Source organism: Candidatus Leptofilum sp., assembly GCF_965223525.1.
Lineage (GTDB): Bacteria > Chloroflexota > Anaerolineae > Promineifilales > Promineifilaceae > Leptofilum.
This window is the reverse complement of sequence record NZ_CBDCWX010000004.1, coordinates 667,050-685,494: the sequence shown is the minus strand read 5'-3', so window position 1 is coordinate 685,494 and position 18,445 is coordinate 667,050. Positions and strand designations below refer to the sequence as shown.

General features: G+C 52.1%; 14 protein-coding genes and 1 tRNA gene. 11 read left to right on the top strand and 4 right to left on the bottom strand.

Features of this window, described 5'->3' with window-relative positions:
* Window positions 1-272 precede the first annotated feature (272 nt).
* Window positions 273-1,505 carry a response regulator gene (locus ACOQPM_RS03135; RefSeq protein WP_420627771.1) on the top strand — a complete coding sequence of 411 codons (1,233 nt, stop codon included), beginning with the start codon at window positions 273-275 and terminating at the stop codon, window positions 1,503-1,505.
* Window positions 1,506-1,509: 4 nt separating this feature from the next.
* Here the strand turns inward: ACOQPM_RS03135 and ACOQPM_RS03130 are convergent, their stop codons facing one another.
* The 3 genes from ACOQPM_RS03130 to lexA form a co-directional block, all read right to left on the bottom strand.
* The gene (locus tag ACOQPM_RS03130; protein ID WP_420627770.1) at window positions 1,510-1,734 is read right to left on the bottom strand and encodes a hypothetical protein; all 225 of its coding nucleotides are present in this window, start codon (window positions 1,732-1,734) and stop codon (window positions 1,510-1,512) included.
* Between the two features lies 1 nt (window position 1,735).
* Window positions 1,736-2,974 carry an FtsK/SpoIIIE domain-containing protein gene (locus ACOQPM_RS03125; RefSeq protein ID WP_420627769.1) on the bottom strand — a complete coding sequence of 413 codons (1,239 nt, stop codon included), beginning with the start codon at window positions 2,972-2,974 and terminating at the stop codon, window positions 1,736-1,738.
* A 99-nt stretch (window positions 2,975-3,073) separates the two neighbouring features.
* Window positions 3,074-3,775 carry a transcriptional repressor LexA gene (gene lexA, locus ACOQPM_RS03120; protein ID WP_420627768.1) on the bottom strand — a complete coding sequence of 234 codons (702 nt, stop codon included), beginning with the start codon at window positions 3,773-3,775 and terminating at the stop codon, window positions 3,074-3,076.
* Window positions 3,776-3,964: 189 nt separating this feature from the next.
* Here lexA and ggt point away from each other — a divergent pair, with 189 nt between their 5' ends.
* From ggt to ACOQPM_RS03080, 8 genes are all read left to right on the top strand, one after another.
* Window positions 3,965-5,572: a gamma-glutamyltransferase gene (gene ggt, locus ACOQPM_RS03115; RefSeq protein ID WP_420627767.1), complete on the top strand. Its 1,608-nt coding sequence runs from the start codon at window positions 3,965-3,967 to the stop codon at window positions 5,570-5,572.
* Between the two features lie 86 nt (window positions 5,573-5,658).
* Window positions 5,659-5,746, top strand: a tRNA-Ser gene (locus tag ACOQPM_RS03110).
* Window positions 5,747-5,946: 200 nt separating this feature from the next.
* Window positions 5,947-8,211, top strand: coding sequence for a GAF domain-containing sensor histidine kinase (locus ACOQPM_RS03105; RefSeq protein ID WP_420627766.1), 2,265 nt, complete (start codon window positions 5,947-5,949; stop codon window positions 8,209-8,211).
* A 15-nt stretch (window positions 8,212-8,226) separates the two neighbouring features.
* Window positions 8,227-9,264 (top strand): patatin-like phospholipase family protein, encoded by a 1,038-nt coding sequence (locus ACOQPM_RS03100; RefSeq protein WP_420627765.1) that lies wholly within the window; start codon window positions 8,227-8,229, stop codon window positions 9,262-9,264.
* A gap of 122 nt (window positions 9,265-9,386) precedes the next feature.
* On the top strand, window positions 9,387-10,391 hold the full coding sequence (locus tag ACOQPM_RS03095) for a patatin-like phospholipase family protein (protein ID WP_420627764.1): 1,005 nt from the start codon (window positions 9,387-9,389) through the stop codon (window positions 10,389-10,391).
* 135 nt (window positions 10,392-10,526) lie between these two features.
* Entirely contained in the window at window positions 10,527-12,182 is a 1,656-nt protein-coding gene (locus ACOQPM_RS03090; protein ID WP_420627763.1) for an McrB family protein, read from the top strand.
* A 27-nt stretch (window positions 12,183-12,209) separates the two neighbouring features.
* Window positions 12,210-13,469 (top strand): hypothetical protein, encoded by a 1,260-nt coding sequence (locus ACOQPM_RS03085; protein WP_420627762.1) that lies wholly within the window; start codon window positions 12,210-12,212, stop codon window positions 13,467-13,469.
* Window positions 13,450-14,982, top strand: coding sequence for a tetratricopeptide repeat protein (locus ACOQPM_RS03080; RefSeq protein WP_420627761.1), 1,533 nt, complete (start codon window positions 13,450-13,452; stop codon window positions 14,980-14,982). Before ACOQPM_RS03085 ends, ACOQPM_RS03080 begins: the two co-directional genes overlap by 20 nt.
* Window positions 14,983-15,136: 154 nt before the next feature.
* Here the strand turns inward: ACOQPM_RS03080 and ACOQPM_RS03075 are convergent, their stop codons facing one another.
* Window positions 15,137-16,642: an NADH pyrophosphatase zinc ribbon domain-containing protein gene (locus tag ACOQPM_RS03075; protein ID WP_420627760.1), complete on the bottom strand. Its 1,506-nt coding sequence runs from the start codon at window positions 16,640-16,642 to the stop codon at window positions 15,137-15,139.
* Window positions 16,643-16,796: 154 nt separating this feature from the next.
* On the opposite strand from ACOQPM_RS03075, the gene ACOQPM_RS03070 reads away from it, so the two are divergent.
* Window positions 16,797-17,705 carry a ParA family protein gene (locus ACOQPM_RS03070; RefSeq protein WP_420627759.1) on the top strand — a complete coding sequence of 303 codons (909 nt, stop codon included), beginning with the start codon at window positions 16,797-16,799 and terminating at the stop codon, window positions 17,703-17,705.
* Complete coding sequence (locus tag ACOQPM_RS03065) at window positions 17,698-18,429, top strand: hypothetical protein (protein WP_420627758.1); 732 nt, start codon at window positions 17,698-17,700, stop codon at window positions 18,427-18,429. Before ACOQPM_RS03070 ends, ACOQPM_RS03065 begins: the two co-directional genes overlap by 8 nt.
* The last annotated feature ends 16 nt before the right edge of the window (window positions 18,430-18,445 follow it).

Here is an 18,445-nt window from a genome sequence, read left to right as displayed (position 1 = left end):
TTTTTAACCAACGTTGTGCAAATTGATTGCACCCAACCGGGTTACGATGTATAGATTAGAGTTGTTCCTGAATAAAAGAATGAAGATTTTAGGACGCGGAAAAACGCGGATTTACGCGGATAAAATAACCTAATCCGCGTTTTTCTGCGCTCGTCTGCGTCCCATTTCTTATTAGGGAACAACTCTATTGGGTAGATTTCCGTGGTTGCATGCTTGCAGGCCGAGTAGTAATATAGGCGAACTGATACCTCCCAGCTTAAGGAAAGGCTAATATGTACGAGCGCGTACTCATTATTGATGATTCACAAGAGATTCGGGATTTTCTTTGCGAATATATTTTGCAACCAAAAGGGTTTGAGGTTCTACAAGCCTCCAATGGTTTGATGGGGCTGGAAATGGCCATTGCCAAAGAGCCAGACCTGATGATTGTGGATCAACAAATGCCGCGCTTAACTGGCCTAGAGGTATTAGAGAAACTGCGGGAACGGGGCGTAGAAATTCCAGCTATATTGGCAACAGCGCATGGTTCTGAAGAAACGGCCGTTGCTGCCTTCCGTTTGGGTATTCGAGATTACGTTATCAAGCCATTCGACGCCGACGAGATTAGCGATTCCGTGGATCGCGCCTTGCGCGAGAGCCGCTTGCAGCGGGAACGCGACCAGCTTGTGCAGCAACTCATGGAAAGCAACTCCCAGCTTCAGCGTCGCGCCCAAGAGCTAAACGTGCTGTATGGCGTAGGCAAATCGGTTGCCTCTTCGCTGGATTTGGAAGAAGTACTGCACCGGGTTGTGGAAGCGGCCGTTTACGTGGTAGGTGCAGAAGAAGGGTCGCTCATGCTGCTAGACGAAGAGCAAGATGAGCTTTACATTCGCGCCTCTAAAAACCTGGATTCCAAAGCGCAATCCATGCGTAAGCGCGTGAACGACAGCCTTGCGGGCAAAGTGTTGCAAACCAAACGGGCCATCGCCATCGGCAACGATTCACAGTGGAAGCGAACCCACACGGCCTTGTTGGTCAAATCACTCATTTATGTGCCGCTCATTTTGCAAAACAAGCCAATTGGCGTTCTGGGTGTGACCAACCGCCTCAAAGAAACCTCTTTCGACAGCAACGACACCCGCGCACTCTCGGCGTTGGGTGGCTACGCAACCATTGCCATCAACAATGCCAATATCTACACAGATATTGAGCAGCAGCGCGTCACGCTTTCTGTGGTGGTTGACCAAATTGACGATCCGGTTTTGGTTGTAGATAATGAAGACAGGCTACTGCTTTTGAACAAAGCGGCTCGTGAAGCGTTTGAGCTACCTGAGGCAAAAGTGGTGGGGCATCCCATTAACAAGCTGCTGAAAAACGAAGCAGCCGTTGATTTTATTTTGCAAAGCACAGAAGAAAATGTGCAAACAACGGCCGAAATTGAAGGTGCAGACGGCCGTACCTACCAAGCACGCATGACCCTCATTGAAGGCGGTAGTCGCTCAATTTTGATGACCGCAAAAGAATAAGAGATTAAACTGGCTTCATCCCCAGCCAGAAGTGATGCGGCAAAATAGCCGCCTGGGGCTGTACGCTTACTTTCCCCACGCGCTTTTCCTCAGACAACATCTTTTTGTTTACGAGGCATAGTTCCGGCATGTGGCCGTATTTCTCCCGATAATAGTCCACCGCCCGTTTCACCTTTTCATCCAGGCTCCGGCTCCGATCATCATCTAGCCACAACATGCCCACGTTCATCTTAATCCTCCACAATATTGCCTAACGGTTGTTCATCTTTTTCTGGCACTTCCGCTGTTTCTGCCGATGTGCCTGCATCGGCCCAACTTCCCTCCCGTTGCCAATCATACTCATTTGTTTCTGCATTTGTTGTGCCTAAGGCAAGCGGTTGTGCCAATAACGGCTGGGGACGGTTACGATGGATTGTTTCCAAAGTCAGGTGCAAATCGTAATTGCCAATAAATGCTGCCTGAAAATGAACCTGGCTGTCGTCAGCCACCGCCAGGAAGTCCCCTCCACCTAACAACGAATGAGCTTCTGCGCCAACAACGGCCGTTGCTGCCAATGATTCCGCCTCGTCCCGCACAGCACCCACCAGTCGCAGCGGCAAATTCGCCCGCATCACGTTGCTGAGCCATGAAGCTGTAGGCTGGCTGGTGGCCAACACCAAATGAATGCCTGCCTCAGCCCCACGTTGAAGCAGTTCAGCCAATGCACCTTGTATACCCTCCATTGGCGCAGCCAAAAATAGTGTTTCCACATTGTCAATCAGCGTCACAATGGTGGGCTGCACAGTCTCGTGCTTTAGCCGATGGTGCATTTCATCTACCAATATTTGCAATGTTCGCAATGCTTCTTCTGGTTCTGCAATAACTTGGCTGAGCAGATGGGGCAAATACATTAACGGCGCGAGTTCGTCCCCTGGTTTGCCGGGGATCCTTGGATCAATGACAAGTAATTGCAATTTGGATTGACGGTTGGTCATGGCTAACGAAACAGCCATTGTGCGTAACAGTGATGTCTTGCCAGCCTTGTCCATCCCAACGAGCAACGCATGGGTAATGTCTGGATCGGCAAAGGGCAGCAGCAGTGGTGCGCCTTCTTCATCCATGCCGAGGACGGCCGTACTTTCTGGCAGTTCAGGCAACAGGGGCAGTAAATCCAGCAAGGCCACAGGGGGTTCATGCGGCCGTACAATGTCCAACCGCCACTGCCCCAGTTCATCCTTCGCCAATGAGACATCTGAGACACCCAACACGGAAAGCAAATCCCGCTTTAGGCCGCGTAATCTGTGCAAGCCAGATTCCAAGTGCGACTGCAAATCGAACCGGATGGATTGCGTTTGCACCTGCCCACCAGCAACCCGTGTGGGCACCTGGTGCGTCGTAAACACACGCTCAATTTGCCGCGACTGCAGTTCTAACTGATGACGCAGTCGCTCTTCTTTATTCATCTTTTGCCAGGTTTCTTTTTCGCTCATAATATGTTCCAATGCGCCCACGCAGCACATCTGTTCTATTTTTGGGTAAAAAAAATGGACGGCAAGAAACGGCCGTCCATCAAGCATCCATTTTCTCTGCTACGCCGTCTGTCGCAGCACCATCATCACTTTGCCCTGCACTTGCACATTCTCACGATCTACATAAATCGGTTCCATGGTGGGGTTTGCAGGCTGCAAGCGCACCTGGTTGCCTTCTTGGTAATAATATTTTAGCGTGGTGGTGTCATCGCTTAACCAAACGGCCACCATGTCTCCGTTGCGAACATTGTATTCGGGGCGCATGATCACAATATCGCCATCGTTCACCATCGCATCAATCATAGAGTCACCGCTGACGCGCAGCGCAAACAGATCATCTTTGCGCCCTGGAATCATGCTGCTGCTCAATTCAATGGCATCATCGTCGTCATAAACAGAGAAATCGCCGCTGCCAACTTCAATTGGGGAGCCAGCTACAATGTCGCCAACCATAGGAACTCGGAGCATATTGGAAACGGCCGTATTCACCTGCCCGACCATTCTTTCAACAGCCTCCACAGCTTGGCCAGTAATCTCAGCCGCCTTTTCTGTTAAACGCAAACCACGGGACACATCCGAATCCCGATGAAGTAACCCGCGCTCTTCAAGCCTGGTCAGGTTATAGTTAACAACAGAGGTAGAGCTAATTTTTACTGCCTTGCCAATTTCTCGAATTGTTGGGGGACGTCTAAATTCAGCAATATATTGTTGAATATAAGTCAAAATATTTTTTTGGCGTTCAGATAATGCTTTTTTGGCCATTTTGCCTTTCTCCTAAGATACTACATGCCATGATATTGCTGAATCTGATAAACTTTCTTGAGGATTCACTATTTGCACACATTATGACAATCGCTCATTTGTTCTGAGGCGAAGTATACACGAACACCTGTTCGGTGTCAAGCTAATTTTTGGCCTAGACCATCTGGTACAAATTTTTAAGGAAAGCGCATGAATTTTGAAAAGTTCCAATTCCCCAGCAGACGTTCCAACATCATTGCCCACAATGGATTGGTAGCTACCAGTCAGCCGCTGGCCGCCCAAGCTGGACTGGATGTGCTAAAAGCAGGGGGGAATGCCCTCGATGCAGCAATTGCCACCGTAGCTACTCTATGCGTGGTGGAACCATGCTCTACGGGCATTGGCGGGGATGCGTTTGCCCTGATTTGGCAGGCCGACGAACAAAAATTGTATGGCCTCAATGCCAGTGGCCCTGCTCCCCAAGCACTTACGGCCGAATTGGTCCGCAACCAGGGTCATGAACAGTTCCCGGCAATTGGAGGGCTGGCGGTAACGGTACCGGGCGGCTTGCGCGGCTGGGAAGCGACATTGGAACGATTTGGCAGTTTTGGATTGGATACTTTGCTGCAGCGTGCCATCGCTTATGCACGGGATGGTTTCCCTGTGAGCCAACGCATCGCCCGCGCTTGGGGATTTTCCACTGAAAAAATGAGCCGTCTGCCAGATTCCAGGCGGGTGTGGTTGCCAAACGGCCGTTCTCCCCGCACCGCCGAACTGTTCCAAAACCCGGAATTTGCCCTCACCCTGCAAACGATTGCCGAAGATGGGGTAGATGCGTTTTATCAGGGCGAGATTGGCCGCCAAATTGCCGAAGCTGTGCAGGGCGATGGCGGTGTGCTGACGCAAGACGATTTGGCAAATTACCAGGCAGAATGGGTAGAGCCAATCAACGTAGAATACCGGGATGGCTTCGTTTTTCATGAAATTCCACCGAACGGGCAAGGATTAACCGCGCTTTTGGCACTCAATCTTGCCAAACAGTTTGATTTGCCTGCGCTGGGCTACGGCACGGCCGATTATTACCACGCACTCATCGAAGCCATGAAGCTAGCTTTTGCCGATGCCCATGCCTACATCGCCGATCCGCGCCAGGCCGAGGTGCCAATTGAGGCACTCTTAAGCGATGCGTACACGCGAAGCCGCACCAGCCTCATCCAACCAGACAGCGCTTTGCAGCCCTCGCCGGGCACGCCCCAAACGCACGGCGACACCGTTTACCTAACCGTGGCCGATGGCAATGGCAACATGGTGAGCTGGATTCAAAGTTTGTACATGGGCTTTGGCAGTGGCATCACAGCGGGTCGCACCGGTGTGCAACTACAAAATCGGGGGGCCAACTTTAGTTTGGAGCCTGGCCATCCAAATGAAGCGGCACCGGGCAAACGGCCGTATCACACCATCATCCCCGGCTTCATCACCAAAAATGGGCAGGCGTGGAGCAGCTTTGGCGTGATGGGGGGCTTTATGCAACCACAGGGACATTTACAAGTGGGGCTGAACCTGGTTGAGTTTGGCATGGATCCGCAAACTGCGCTGGATGCTCCCCGCTTTAACTGGCTAAAAGAGAAGCAAGTGGCGTTGGAAGCGGCCGTTTCCGACGACATCCGCCAAATTTTACAGCAGCGAGGACACGATCTGTGGGAAAAAAGGAAGCCGCTGTATTACGGTGGCGGGCAGGTCATTGTACGCAATCCCGAAACCGGGGTACTCATTGGCGGCAGCGAACCGAGGAATGATGGAACGGCCGTTGGCTATTAGCCCATTCGCCGACCCCACATTTTATTTAAGAATGGGCAAGTTCCCTTGCAAACCTGCCATCTCGTACTATAATTCCCATCCGGTTCGGAGAGGTCGCATAGTGGCTTAGTGCGCACGCTTGGAAAGCGTGTATACCGGAAGGTATCGCGGGTTCGAATCCCGCCCTCTCCGCCACACAAGGCGCAGCGAAAGGCTGCGCTTTTTATTTTCCCTTCGGAGCAAAGTGCCAGTCACGAGCTTAAACTTGTTCAATAGTTAAGGCCGCTCATCCCGTGACTGGCACTCAGCGGCAACGCTGGATGGTACACTGGTACTATTCCCACAATCTAGCTTTGCCACGAGCCACCCCAACCATTACAATAGTCTCATCAAACATGAACGCATACCAAACTAACCTTTACCTACCCCTAATTGCCGCTGGTTTTTACCTGGTGCTCCTCATCTTGCCGCAAATCCGCCGCCAGCCAGAAAAAAACCAAACCAGGTGGCTAATCATCACCCTCATCCTTTCGATTGGATGGGAGTTTGCCATCTTTTTTGCTAGCAGCGTGCCAATTGCAAATTTTCCCAACATAATTTTGCTGCTGGCAGTTTGCGCTCTGGCGGCAACCACCAGTGCCTTTTTGGAGTGGCAGCCCGCAAAACGGTATCTGTTTTTGGGGGCCGTTGCTTTGCTTACGGCCGTATTCATCAACTTACTGGCCCCCAATCACCGCTTCTTTCTGCCAGACGGCCGTGTCCTCTTAACCAGCAACGGAACGCTCGCTTTTTACCTGGTGTGGGGCGCCCTAGCCGGCGGGCTGCTGGTTGCCACTTGGCGTGAATATCGCCGAACCAGCTTCCCCTGGCACGCCAACCGGCTGCTCTATTGGTTTTCAGTTCTGGCTACCTTGTTTTTAGGAGAATTCATTCAATTCTTCGATCAGCTACCCTTTCTCATCGTTGGGCAAATTTTACGATTTGTGGGGATGGCTGGGATGGCCTACGGCGTTGCTTCTTTCCGCATTTTTGACGTGCGCGCCCGCGCCCAACGCGCCATCGCCTTCATCATTATCAACACCCTCTCCGCTTTGCCACTCATTCTTTCCGTCATTATCGTTTTCCAATTCGGAGCAGCCCTGAGTCAGGGCAACAACATCCTCACATCCATTCTCATCGCCGTCATCATCACGCTCGGTTTTTTCCTGTACCAACCCTTCCGGCGGCTAATCAGTCGCCTAGTTTACCGCTACCTGCGCGGCGAAGGGGTGAATGCCGGGCAAGTGGTGCGAAACTACAGCCAGGACATCTCACGGACGCTGGACGTGCAGCAAATATCATTGCTCATTGTGGGTACGTTAAGCGAGCTATTGGAAACCAATCGCGGCACGCTGATGTTGGTGACACGGTTAGATGATGGCGGTTATGAAGTAGAACCCATTCCCGCCATGGGGGCTGTGCCTCGCTACCCTATTCGCTTTAGCCAAGACGATCTATTCATTTCTACGCTGGTGAACCAGCACCAGCCTCTGTTGCAATACGAACTAGATTTCAACCCGGCATTTAGTGAGCTCAGCGACCAGGAACAAAGTTGGCTGAAAGAGATGACAATGGAAGTGTACGTTCCCGTAAGCAGTGGCGCAGATATTGTAGGTTTGGTAGGCGCGGGGCCCAAAAGTTCGGCCGTTCCTTACCAGCCAAATGAACTGGAATTGATACAAACGTTGGCAGACCAAACGGTGGTTGCCTTGCAAAATGCCCGTCTCTTCAGCGAGATTAACGACCAAAACGAGCATATTCGCTACCTGAACATTGATCTGGTTGAGCAAAATGAGAAGCTAGAAATTATGGATCGGGTGAAGTCAGACTTCATCACCATTGCCTCGCACGAGCTACGAACACCGCTGACGCAGGTAAAAGGGTACGCCGATATTTTGTCTGCCATGAATGAGGAAAATGCGCTAACGCGGGAGCAAACCCGCGAGATTGTCGGGCATATCAACCGAGCCACATTGCAGTTAGAACGGCTCATTACTGCCATGCTGGATGCCAGTCAGCTAGATGTGGATGGCATGCAGCTAACCTTTGTTAAAACGCAGCTAGACACGGTGTTGCGTTTAGCGGTTGAGCCACTCATCCAGGCAATGCGAGAGCGGCGTATTCACCTGGATATTGAAGGAATTGATGAGTTGCCGCCCATCTACGCCGACTTTAAGCGATTGGTGCAGGCATTTACAAATTTACTAGGCAACGCCGTGAAATACACTCCGGACAATGGCAACATCTTTGTGAAGGCAGCTATTGTGCCGGGACAAAGTTTTGAAGAGGAGTTTCTGGAAATTGCGATCCGGGACACTGGGATTGGGATTGATCCGCAGTTTCACAATTTAATTTTTGAGAAATTTTTCCGCATTGGTGATCCACAGCTACATTCGACGGGCAATACCAAATTCAAAGGGGCGGGGCCAGGCCTGGGCTTGCCTATTGCCAAAGGTGTCATTGAAGCACACGGCGGCCGTATTTGGGTGGAATCTGAAGCAGAAGATGAAGAGCGTTTGCCAGGAACCAGCTTTAATATTGTGCTGCCGGTTCGTCCTGCTGGCTCTGAAGATGTGGTGGATGGGGATACGGCCGTTCGCCCAGCCTACCTCATCGGTTAAAACAGGAGGCGTCTCATGCCCACAAAAAATCGTAAAAACGCGCTTATTCTGTCCGGCGGTGGTGGACGGGGCGCATATCACGTAGGTGTGATGCGCTTTCTGGAGGAACATGAATGGTTCCCCAACGTTGTGGCTGGTACTTCCATTGGCGCGGTCAATGGTGCAGCTCTGGCTTCTGGTCACAGCTCTCGCTCGCTGTGGGCTCTCTGGCAGCGGCTCACCTCCGACGATGTGCAAAAGACGCATTGGAATCTGCTGGAGGGTAACTATCTGCTAGATACGTCGCCCCTTCGCAACACCCTGCAGGAGCATGGTTGGGTTGATTTTGAACGGATCAATTCTGAAGAAGCGGCCGTTCACCTGCGCGTAACAGCCACCGAGATCAACAGCGGCCAACTGCACATCTTTGGTAACAGCGAGGATGTTTACCCAAGCAAAATGCGCCGCGAGAAAATTGAGCTTAACCACATCATTGCTAGCTGCTCTATTCCCATTGTTTACCCTGCTACTCAGCTAAATGACACGCTTTATTGGGATGGCGCTACCGTGGCCAACACGCCGCTTGGCCCCGCCATTGATGCTGGCGCAGAGGAAATTGTCGTCGTCATGATGACTCCCTGGGAAGATGGTGCCGATAACAACCCAACACTGCCCACGCCTAACAATATCCTGACAGCTGCCAGCACCATGCTGGAATGGGCACTGCTGGCCTCCTTCCAATCCGACCTAAAAATGTTCCGACGTATCAATGAAATGGTGCGGCTGCAGGTAGAAAATGCCCGCCTGCAAGCCACCAATCGGCTGCTGATGAGCCAGCTACGGGGCGAAGAAATTGAGCTTGAGGACAGAGACAATAATGGTATTCCAGACATTTTTGAGGACAAATATCACGCACTGCCCGACCCGATCATCGTCGCCCCACAAAAGGCCATTCCGGTAGATCGCATCATTCGCTATACCCGCGACGGGCACGATGAACTGTTCCAGATGGGGTATGAAGATGCCAAACGTGCCTGGAAAGCGGCGGGCAAAGCAGTCGAAGGCGAAGCGTGATCGGGAGATTGGAGGCTGGAGATTAGAGATTCGAGCAATCCACGCTCTTTTTTCTCTGTGTAACTCCGTATATCCTCTGTGCAGCTCAGTGTCCCGCTTTTCTACTTTCACAGGAGTATATTATGTTAACTGATAATCCAAAACGGGCATTGGTGCTTTCGGGCGGCGGCGGTCGTGGTGCGTACCATGTGGGGGTGTTGCGTTTTCTGGAGGAGCATGAATGGTATCCAGATGTGGTCGTGGGTACGTCCATTGGTGCGGTAAATGGGGCGGCACTGGCCTCTGGCCATACAGCCAATTCGCTATGGGCCTTGTGGCGGCAATTGCGAACCAAGCATGTACAAAAGCCAAATTGGAATCCCTTCTCATCCGTCTCGTTGCTAGACACCTCCCCGTTGAAAGATACGCTGCTGAATGAAGGCTGGGTTGATTTTGATCGCATCAATGATCCAGAGCAAACGGCCGTTCACTTACGCATCACCGCCACAGAAATTTCAACCGGGCTACTCCACATCTTTAGCAATAGCCTAAACAACAAAACAAAGATTACCGTTGAGCATATTTTATCTAGCTGCTCCATCCCACTCATTTATCCCCACACCAATTTAGGCGCAACCAAATATTGGGATGGCGCAGTCGTCGCCAACACGCCGCTGAGTGCCGCCATTGCTACTGGAGCAGAAGAAATTATCGTGGTCATTATGACCCCCATCAAGCAAACGGGTGACGATAGTTCCCCACCAACGCTGCCAACTAGCCTTCCCACAAATCTGTATGAAGCCGCCAGCATGACCCTAGAATGGGCGCTGCTGGCTTCGTTCCAGGCAGACATGAAGATGTTCAACCTCGTCAACAGCTTGGCCGAAATTCGGGATGAACTGGATAAAATTCAGGCAGATTACCCGGACGTTGTGGATCAGTATATGCAGGATATGAACAACTTTGTGGGGGCAAACGTGAAACAAGATTACAAAAAGCTGAAATATCCCACCATCATTTGCCCAGAAGATTTTATTCCAGTAGAGCAAATTGTGAGCTACACCAAGAAGTGGCATGAAAAACTGTACAAAATGGGATACGATGATGCGCGTGCAGCCTGGGAACAAGAAGGGTATACCGTAGAATAATCCTTGCCCGCAAATAAACAAAATAATGCAATTTGCATCCCAGCCCACTCCTGATTAAACTAGCCAAAGATTTTACATAACTTCTGCAAGAGATAACAAAAGTCTCCAAGACTTTTGTTATCTACCCAACTATTTATGCTCCCTAATTGGCAGGTTCAAGAACTCATCCAGCTCGTCCGGCAACGCTACCCGGATTGGGAAGATTTTGCCCACCCGGATTTCATGGCGGATGAGATTTCGTACAAGCAGGCCACCGTCGCCAAAGCGCACAATTGGCTAAGCCAGGAGGCTTTGGATCAGCTACTGGCAGATGGGGCTTACGACACGTTCATCAGCCGACTAAACAAGCTGACGCAGGACAATAATTTGCTGTGGCGTTCGGTGCCTTCTTCGGGAGATACGGCCGTACTCAACCATCCTGATCTCGACATACCCGCCTTCTGCACGCAGCTCCGCAATCTGCTGTACGGCGACCGCCCCACCCCAGACCGCCTGCAAACTTTCTCAGACTACCTAAGTGCCAGCGGACTACCCAACAAATGGCCGCTGCCCACCTACTTTTTGTTCATCTGCCATCCGCAAACCGAGATGTTGGTCAAGCCCCGCACCGCCCGCTGGTTCCTCAAGTTCACTCAGCCGGATGATGAAAGTAACCCACCTATTCCCCAAACCAAGCTGTTCATCACTCTGGAACCGTCAGTCAGCAGCTACGCCTTGATTTTGCAGCAAGCCAATTTGCTATACGAAGCCCTGCGTGATTATGGCGTGCGCGACATGGTGGATGTGCAAAGCCTTATCTGGGTGTGTGAGCAGATCAGCAAGCACCAAACCGGCAGGCTCACCGACAAAGGGCAAATTGAGCTAGACGTGCCAAAATCGCTACCGACCAGCCCCATCCGGTATGCGCCTGCGGTGGAAACGGCCGTTCTCCACGACCCCACCCCCGACTACCAAACCACAACCGAGCTGTACTCCCTGGAACAATGTGCTGACGACACGGGCTTACCCCAAGAAGACCTCAGCCGCTGGCTGCGCGCTATCGAGCGCAAGGGGCAGGCCATTTTTTACGGGCCACCCGGTACGGGAAAAACTTTTTTGGCGCAAAAGCTGGCGCAGCACCTTACTCAAGGCCAGGATGGTTTCTGGGAAATGGTGCAGTTTCATCCCGCCTACGCCTACGAAGATTTTGTGCAGGGGATACGGCCGTTTACCGACGAATCCGGCACCCTCCACTACAGCCTCGTCCCCGGCCGCTTTTTAGACTTCTGCCGACGCGCCAGCCAGCACAAAGGCGTTTGTGTGTTGATTATTGATGAGATTAACCGGGCGAACTTAGCGGCCGTTTTTGGGGAACTGATGGTGCTTTTGGAGTATCGCGATGCCTCGATTCCGCTGGCCAGCGGCGGCAGCTTCCAAATTCCGACCAACGTGCGAATCATTGGCACCATGAATACGGCCGATCGCTCCATTGCCTTGGTAGACCACGCCCTGCGCCGCCGCTTCGCCTTCATCCACCTGCCACCAAACTACGACGTCCTGCGCCACTTCCACGCCAGCACCAGCTACGATCCAGAACCGCTCATCAAGCTGCTGCAACGCCTCAACCGTCAAATCGCCGATCCGCATTATTCAGTTGGCATTACCTTTTTCTTGGAGCCAAGTTTGAGGGATCAACTTCCCGACATCTGGCAACTAGAAATCGAACCCTACCTGGAAGAATATTTCTTCGACCAACCCGACCAGATCGAAGCGTTCCGCTGGGTGAAAATTGCCAACCAGCTCCCCTCATAACCTGCATCAACATGGTATAATTGCCGCATGGACGAAAAACGCGCCACCAATCTGGAAGAAGTCTGGCTCCACTTTGATCCACACAAGCCACTGCCAGCAAACTCAAAATATTACGTTGAACGCCCCGGCAATGCCCTGCAAAGGCTGCAACGATGGCTGCTGCGCGAGCAGCCATCCCCAAAATATTTCTACTCCGGTCATCGCGGAGCGGGCAAATCCACCGAACTAAATCGCCTCATCGCCGACGAAAAAATCCAAGGCAAGTACATCGTCATTCCTTACCACATTAGCGACTACGCCGACCCTATGAATTTGAGCCATGTGGACATCATCTTTTCGATGGGAACTCAAATTTTCTCCCAATACACCAGCGAGGAAGGCTACGGCAAAAAGCTGCCCAAAGCATTGTTAAATGAACTGGAAGGGTGGCGCGGCCGTATCGAAGAAAAAGTCAAAACGGTAGATAAAACGGTCGGCGCATCAGCGGAAGCAAATCTGAACGCTTTCTTTTTGAAGGCGTTGGGCTGGAGCAAAGCAGAGGAAACCAGCCGCAAGCAAATTCGGCAGATTTTAGAGCCGCGCCTCTCTGAATTGATCAGCACCATTAACCTGATTATCGCTGCCATTATTGCCCAAGAGAAAAAACAGGTTTTGGTGGTCATTGATGATTTAGACAAGCCGCCACTGGAAAAAGCGAAGGAAGTTTTTTACGGCTACCACACCATCCTCATGCAGCCAACCTGCGGCATTATTTACACTGTACCCAGCGCCATCTTCTTTGCCTCTGAATATGCCGCGCTGCGCGGACAAAGCTTCTTCCTCCCAAACGTGAAGCTACACCCGCCCGGCAAGCCAAACGAGAAACTGCCAGCAGGCTATGAAACGATGCGAAACTTCTTTTCACGACGCGCCAGCTATGAACTTATTGATGACAAAGCACTAGAAGCCGCAGCGACAGCCAGCGGCGGCGTCTTTCGTGAATTTGCCCGCCTCATCCGCACCGCTGCCGATTTAGCCATTGAAGCCAACCGAGAGCAAATTGCCCCGGTTGACGTCGAGCGTGCCGAAGCAGAGCTACGCAATGAGTTCACCCACTTCCTCACACCCGAAAATTACGAAACGCTGCGTGAGATTGAGCGAAATCCACACTACAAAGACCCGGTAAAGCTATCGCCGCTTTTGCACAACTTGGCCGCGCTGGAATACCACAACGACCAAAGCTGGTACGCGGTTCACCCCGCCATTTTGCCCCTGATTCGTGAACTAAATGGAAACGCAACCAACTGAAACTACCCCCTTTGAGCAGCGCATAGACCGCCTGGCAAACCACCTCTTGCGGGCTGGAAAAGGGCAAAAATCGGCCATCTTGTTTGCCGTTTACCGCTCCGAATTTGCCCGTGCCGAAGCAGAGAAGATGCTGGAAACCAAACTGCAAGATGCAGGCGAAAAGATTGTGCGCGTGCGTGTAAAGTCAGAGGGGGAAACGGTTGATTTGCCCCGCTACCTGCGGCATCATCCCAAAAAAGGGGAAGCCGTCTTTTTCATTTACGATGTTGCCAATGGGGGCGACGCCACCCAGCAATACCTCAACTACCGCCGCGAATTTTTGGTGGAAGACCAGCAGCGGCTGCTGTTATGGCTGCGCGAAAACGAAATTGGCTCCCTAGCCCGTAACGCCCCCGACTTTTGGGCCTTTCGCGGTCGTACCCTTGAGTTTTTGGAGCAACTAGCCTCACAACACCAAGACCAGCTAGCTGGCGACCTAGCTTACTACAACTGGCAAGGTGATTTTAGCCAAAGCAAAGAAGAGTTAGAAGCGGGCATTCGCCTGCGAGAACAGCTACTGGCCGAACTGCCCGATAAACCAGAATTTAATCAAAACCGATCTGAAGTTTTGTACGCATTAGCAGCCCAATATGCAATGCAGGGTCGATCGGACAAGGCATTGCAACTTTTTAACCAACTAGAGCAGCTTGTTGAGCCAACCAAGGTTGAATTTCTTTCCCGAATTTTTGTTGGCCGTGGCCTCGTCTACGATTCCCTAATGGATTATGAAGCAGCTCTTACCGAATATAGGGAAGCAATTCGACTGAATCCACAAAACGAAAATGCTTACAAGAATCGAGGCATTGTTTACAATACCTTAGGGCATTATAAGGAGGCTCTAACTGATTACGAGGAGGCTATTTACCTGAACCCCGAATTCGTGGATGCCTATAATAATCGTGGCAACACTTACTACAATCAGGGCAATTACTCGGCTGCCTTGACCAACTATACAGAAGCTATCCGACTGGAACCAAAAGGTGCAATACCTTACAACAATCGGGGAGCCACTTACCACGCTCAGGGAAACTATGCAGCGGCATTGTCTGACTACACAAACGCTATCCGACTGAATCCTGAATATGCGTTGGCCTACCACAATCGGGGGATCACCTACCATACTCAAGGAAATTATTCGGCGGCTTTAGCCGACTCTACAGAAGCTATTCGGCTGAACCCTGAATATATGGATGCTTATAATGAGCGGGGCAACATTTACCATACTCAAAGGGATTACACAAAGGCATATGATGACTATGCAAAAGCCAACAAGCTAAACCCTGAAGACGTGACCGCCTATCTAAATCTAGCTTTATTGAAAATGGACATGGGCAAGCCTGAGAAAGCATTGCAACATTTGCAACGGGGGTTAGAGCTTGCACCAAACAAACGCCAATGGGTAGCTAATCATGCCTCTTTTGCCCCGCTACGGGATGACCCGCGTTTTCAGGAGTTGGTGGGTAAAGGTGAGTAACTTCATGTCCCTCGTTCCCACGCCAACGCGTGGGAATGCCCTCCCCGGCGCTCTGCGCCGCATTTGGAACGCTGGAGCGTCCTGATCTTCATTCCACGCCGAGCGTGGAACGAGAAAAAAAATCTGTGTAATCTGCGAAATCTGTGGCTAAACCCTACCCAAACAGTTTGGCAAAGAAGCCGCGCACGCCGCGAGACGGCCGTTTCCCCACCACAGCCCCCGTTTGCCCATTCACCAACAGATCATACGTCTCATCATCCACTTGGTAATGCACCAGCCAAATCGGTACCAAAGCCAGCTTAAACGACTCTACCACCAGACCCAACGAGCCTAGCTTGAGATTCCGCACATCCGCCAGCGTGAGCTTGCGGGGATTGCGGCGCAGCTCTTGCAACACCTGCTTACGCGCCTGTAAAGACGCATCCGCCAGCGGAATAGTGTGCCGCTCGGCAGGCCAGTCGGCCAGGTAACGACTATCATAGACCATCAGTCCGTCCAAATCGAAACCGTCAAACGCTTTGGTGAGCTTACGATCCAGCTTCTTGCTGGCAGGCACGCGCACGTCGTCGCTAAATGTCAGGTGATTGCCGGTAATTGGCACCCAGGTGTCCCCCTTCTTCACTTGGCCACCCCAGTGAATTTCCCCGCCCACGTCAAACGTCCACAGCGGCAAATAGATGCCAACAATGGGTGAGAGAGACGGCCGTTCCACCCCACCTTCCTGCAACCAACCTCGAATCGCCTTCTCTGCCTGCTCATGCGAAATGCGAAAAGGAATGACCGTGTGGGGCGGCATGATGTTGTGAGAAGCGGCCGTTTCCGTCACGTAAGTTGAGTCGCAGTAGGGGCAGGTCATCGAGATGGCTTCGGGAGCCAGAACGAACTCTACGGCGCAGCCGTTGCACTGGAAAGTACGCATCTGCACCGGAGCCAAATGCCCCTTAGCCCGCGCCAATGCCGTCGTAAACTCCTGCTCAAACGCGCCTTCACCGAAATTAGCCACAGAGTTCACAGAGGTTTTTGAGTTTGGATTCTCTTTTTCCTCTGTGGCTCCAATTGTTTGCTCAAAGCCGCAAAAACCGCAGCGCAGCGTTGTGCCATCGGCCAAAAATTGCAGCTTGCCGGCACACTGCGGGCAAGCAAATTGCTCTGCAGCCGTCTGCTCCGGTTCCTCGCTGGTGGTTTGGCTGATTTTGTTGGGATCAATCACATCTTTAGCTTGGAGACGGCCGTCCAGTAAAGCTAAACCCCGCCGCGCCACGCCATGCGTGGGATCAAAGGCCAGCACCTGCTCCAAACAGTGTCGCTTCTGTGCTGGCTTCTCATACACCTCGCTCAGCCAGAGCCACGCCTGCGCCTGCTGCTTCTCGCTGGAATCCGTTCGCAAAACCCAGCTTAAATAATGAAATGCTTCATCCTTGTCCCCCGCTTTGGTGGCAGCCACGCCTTGCCGAAGCAGTTCGCGCACGCCAGCTGTGCGGACATTGGCAAAACCGCCTTCCCCGGCAGAAAATTGCTGAAGGCGCATCAGCTCTTGTGGCGACTCCCGCTGGCGCTCTACGGTAATGTGGTGATTGCACTGCTCACACTGGCGGGAACGGCCGTCTGCCGAAAAGACCAATCGGCCACCACATTCTGGACATTGGTTGGAATCGTTCATACCTGAATTGTAAAAGCCAGGCTTTACAAAGTCACTTACACTTCGGTCATGGTTAGCGTGCAGGGGAAGCATACTTTCCCCTCGCCCACTCGCACAGTTATGGTAAAATGTCAGCAGATTCCTCAACAAGAGAGAAAAAGCGACTTCAAAAACCATGACGCAAAATCCAGGCAGGCAAGACAAAGTATTGGCCGTTGTCAACCGCAAGGGAGGCGTGGCGAAAACAACCACCGCTATCAATTTGGCACATGGCCTCTCGCGCAAGCTGATGCGGCGTGTCGCCCCCCAAGATTTAGACAAAATTACCGATACGAGCAATCTGTTTCAATATCGAGACACACATTATTACCTGTTGGGGCACGTTTTACTTATTGACTTTGATCCACAAGGGCACTGCGCGCGTGGGTTGGGTATAGACACAGGCAAGGCAGATATTGGCGACGTATTGCTAGAGCAACGCCACATCACCGAAGCGGTTGTCTCTGCCGACCGCGCCGACGAAGGGTTCCCCCGCCCCAATTTGTGGATTTTGCCCGCGTCAGACAATTTAGAACATGCCAAAGACATTTTGCGCGCCCAGGCATTTGCCATGCCCAGCACCAAAAATTACGGTCTGGTGCGTGTCTTGGAAGAACGATTGCAGGTCGCTTTGGAACAGTTTGCCTACATCGTGTTAGATTGTCCGCCAGCGCTAGACACATTTACCCAGGCGGTTTACCAATTTTCTGATGCAGCTATCGTTCCTGTAAAACCGGACTATTTTTCGATGGCTGGCACCGGTCAACATATCAGCTCCATTTTTGAGGCACAAACAAGAGGCATTGACATTCGTATTCACACTATCGTACCGACACTGAACGTCGCGCGGCAGGTATTGGATCGAAAAATGGTGGATGAGCTACGTGAGCTACATGGCGACAAGGTCAGTCAACCCATCCCGCGCAGCCAGGCAGTGGCCGAAGCGCCCGCTTTTCAGCAAACAATCTTTGAATATGATGCCCGGTTTTTGAATCCGGCAACCATCGCTTACCAGGCATTGGTAGACAGAGTGTATTATGGCTAAGAAGAAAACCAGCAAAGCAGCCCAGCAAGAAAATGTAACGGATCCTTTGAGTAGTGTAGAAACGTTTGATCCCAAAAAAGTCGCGGAGGAAACGGCCGTTCGCGCTCAAAGCCGCCCCGTTTCCCCCCTCGGCCCCCCTCAGGCCGTCCCTACCCCGCCGCAGCTTACAATGCCAGTGCCCGTGGGGCAGCCCAGCGAGGATGTAACCGCCCTCAAAGCAGAAATCCGCGAACTGGAAAAACGGAACATTGAACTGGAAACGGCCGTTACCCAACACAAAGCCACTATCGAAGAGCTAAAAGCCGAACGAGAGGTGCGCCTCAAGCTAGAGCGCGAAATGGCTGGCATGGAAGTGGAAATTCGCCAAGTGCGCCACGCAACGGCCGCTCTGGAAGAAGAACGGCAAGCCCGCGTGGCGCTAGAGCGCAAGCTGGCCTCGCTGGAAGTAATTGCCGAACGCGCCCAGGAAGCCACTACTCAACTTGCCGATGAACGCGCCATGCGCGTCAAGCTGGAGCGAGAAAAAGCTACCCTGGAAGTGCAGGTGCAGAGCCTGCAAAAGCTGGATACGCTTCTGGCCGAAGAGCGCCAAGCCCGAATGAATGCCCAATCCCGCGCCTCCTCCGCCGAAGCGCGGCTGGCCCGCATGGAGGGTGAAATTCAACAAGGCGGTGGCGGTGAGAGCGGCCGTTCCTTCATGGATCGTCTGCGCGGCCGCTCTTAGAAAATGGCCACAGAGG

Coding starts and splice junctions, on each gene's coding strand:
- ACOQPM_RS03135 (WP_420627771.1), top strand. CDS start 273: ATGTACGAGCGCGTACTCATTATTGATGATTCACAAGAGATTCGGGAT.
- ACOQPM_RS03130 (WP_420627770.1), bottom strand. CDS start 1,734: ATGAACGTGGGCATGTTGTGGCTAGATGATGATCGGAGCCGGAGCCTG.
- ACOQPM_RS03125 (WP_420627769.1), bottom strand. CDS start 2,974: ATGAGCGAAAAAGAAACCTGGCAAAAGATGAATAAAGAAGAGCGACTG.
- lexA (WP_420627768.1), bottom strand. CDS start 3,775: ATGGCCAAAAAAGCATTATCTGAACGCCAAAAAAATATTTTGACTTAT.
- ggt (WP_420627767.1), top strand. CDS start 3,965: ATGAATTTTGAAAAGTTCCAATTCCCCAGCAGACGTTCCAACATCATT.
- ACOQPM_RS03105 (WP_420627766.1), top strand. CDS start 5,947: ATGAACGCATACCAAACTAACCTTTACCTACCCCTAATTGCCGCTGGT.
- ACOQPM_RS03100 (WP_420627765.1), top strand. CDS start 8,227: ATGCCCACAAAAAATCGTAAAAACGCGCTTATTCTGTCCGGCGGTGGT.
- ACOQPM_RS03095 (WP_420627764.1), top strand. CDS start 9,387: ATGTTAACTGATAATCCAAAACGGGCATTGGTGCTTTCGGGCGGCGGC.
- ACOQPM_RS03090 (WP_420627763.1), top strand. CDS start 10,527: ATGCTCCCTAATTGGCAGGTTCAAGAACTCATCCAGCTCGTCCGGCAA.
- ACOQPM_RS03085 (WP_420627762.1), top strand. CDS start 12,210: ATGGACGAAAAACGCGCCACCAATCTGGAAGAAGTCTGGCTCCACTTT.
- ACOQPM_RS03080 (WP_420627761.1), top strand. CDS start 13,450: ATGGAAACGCAACCAACTGAAACTACCCCCTTTGAGCAGCGCATAGAC.
- ACOQPM_RS03075 (WP_420627760.1), bottom strand. CDS start 16,642: ATGAACGATTCCAACCAATGTCCAGAATGTGGTGGCCGATTGGTCTTT.
- ACOQPM_RS03070 (WP_420627759.1), top strand. CDS start 16,797: ATGACGCAAAATCCAGGCAGGCAAGACAAAGTATTGGCCGTTGTCAAC.
- ACOQPM_RS03065 (WP_420627758.1), top strand. CDS start 17,698: ATGGCTAAGAAGAAAACCAGCAAAGCAGCCCAGCAAGAAAATGTAACG.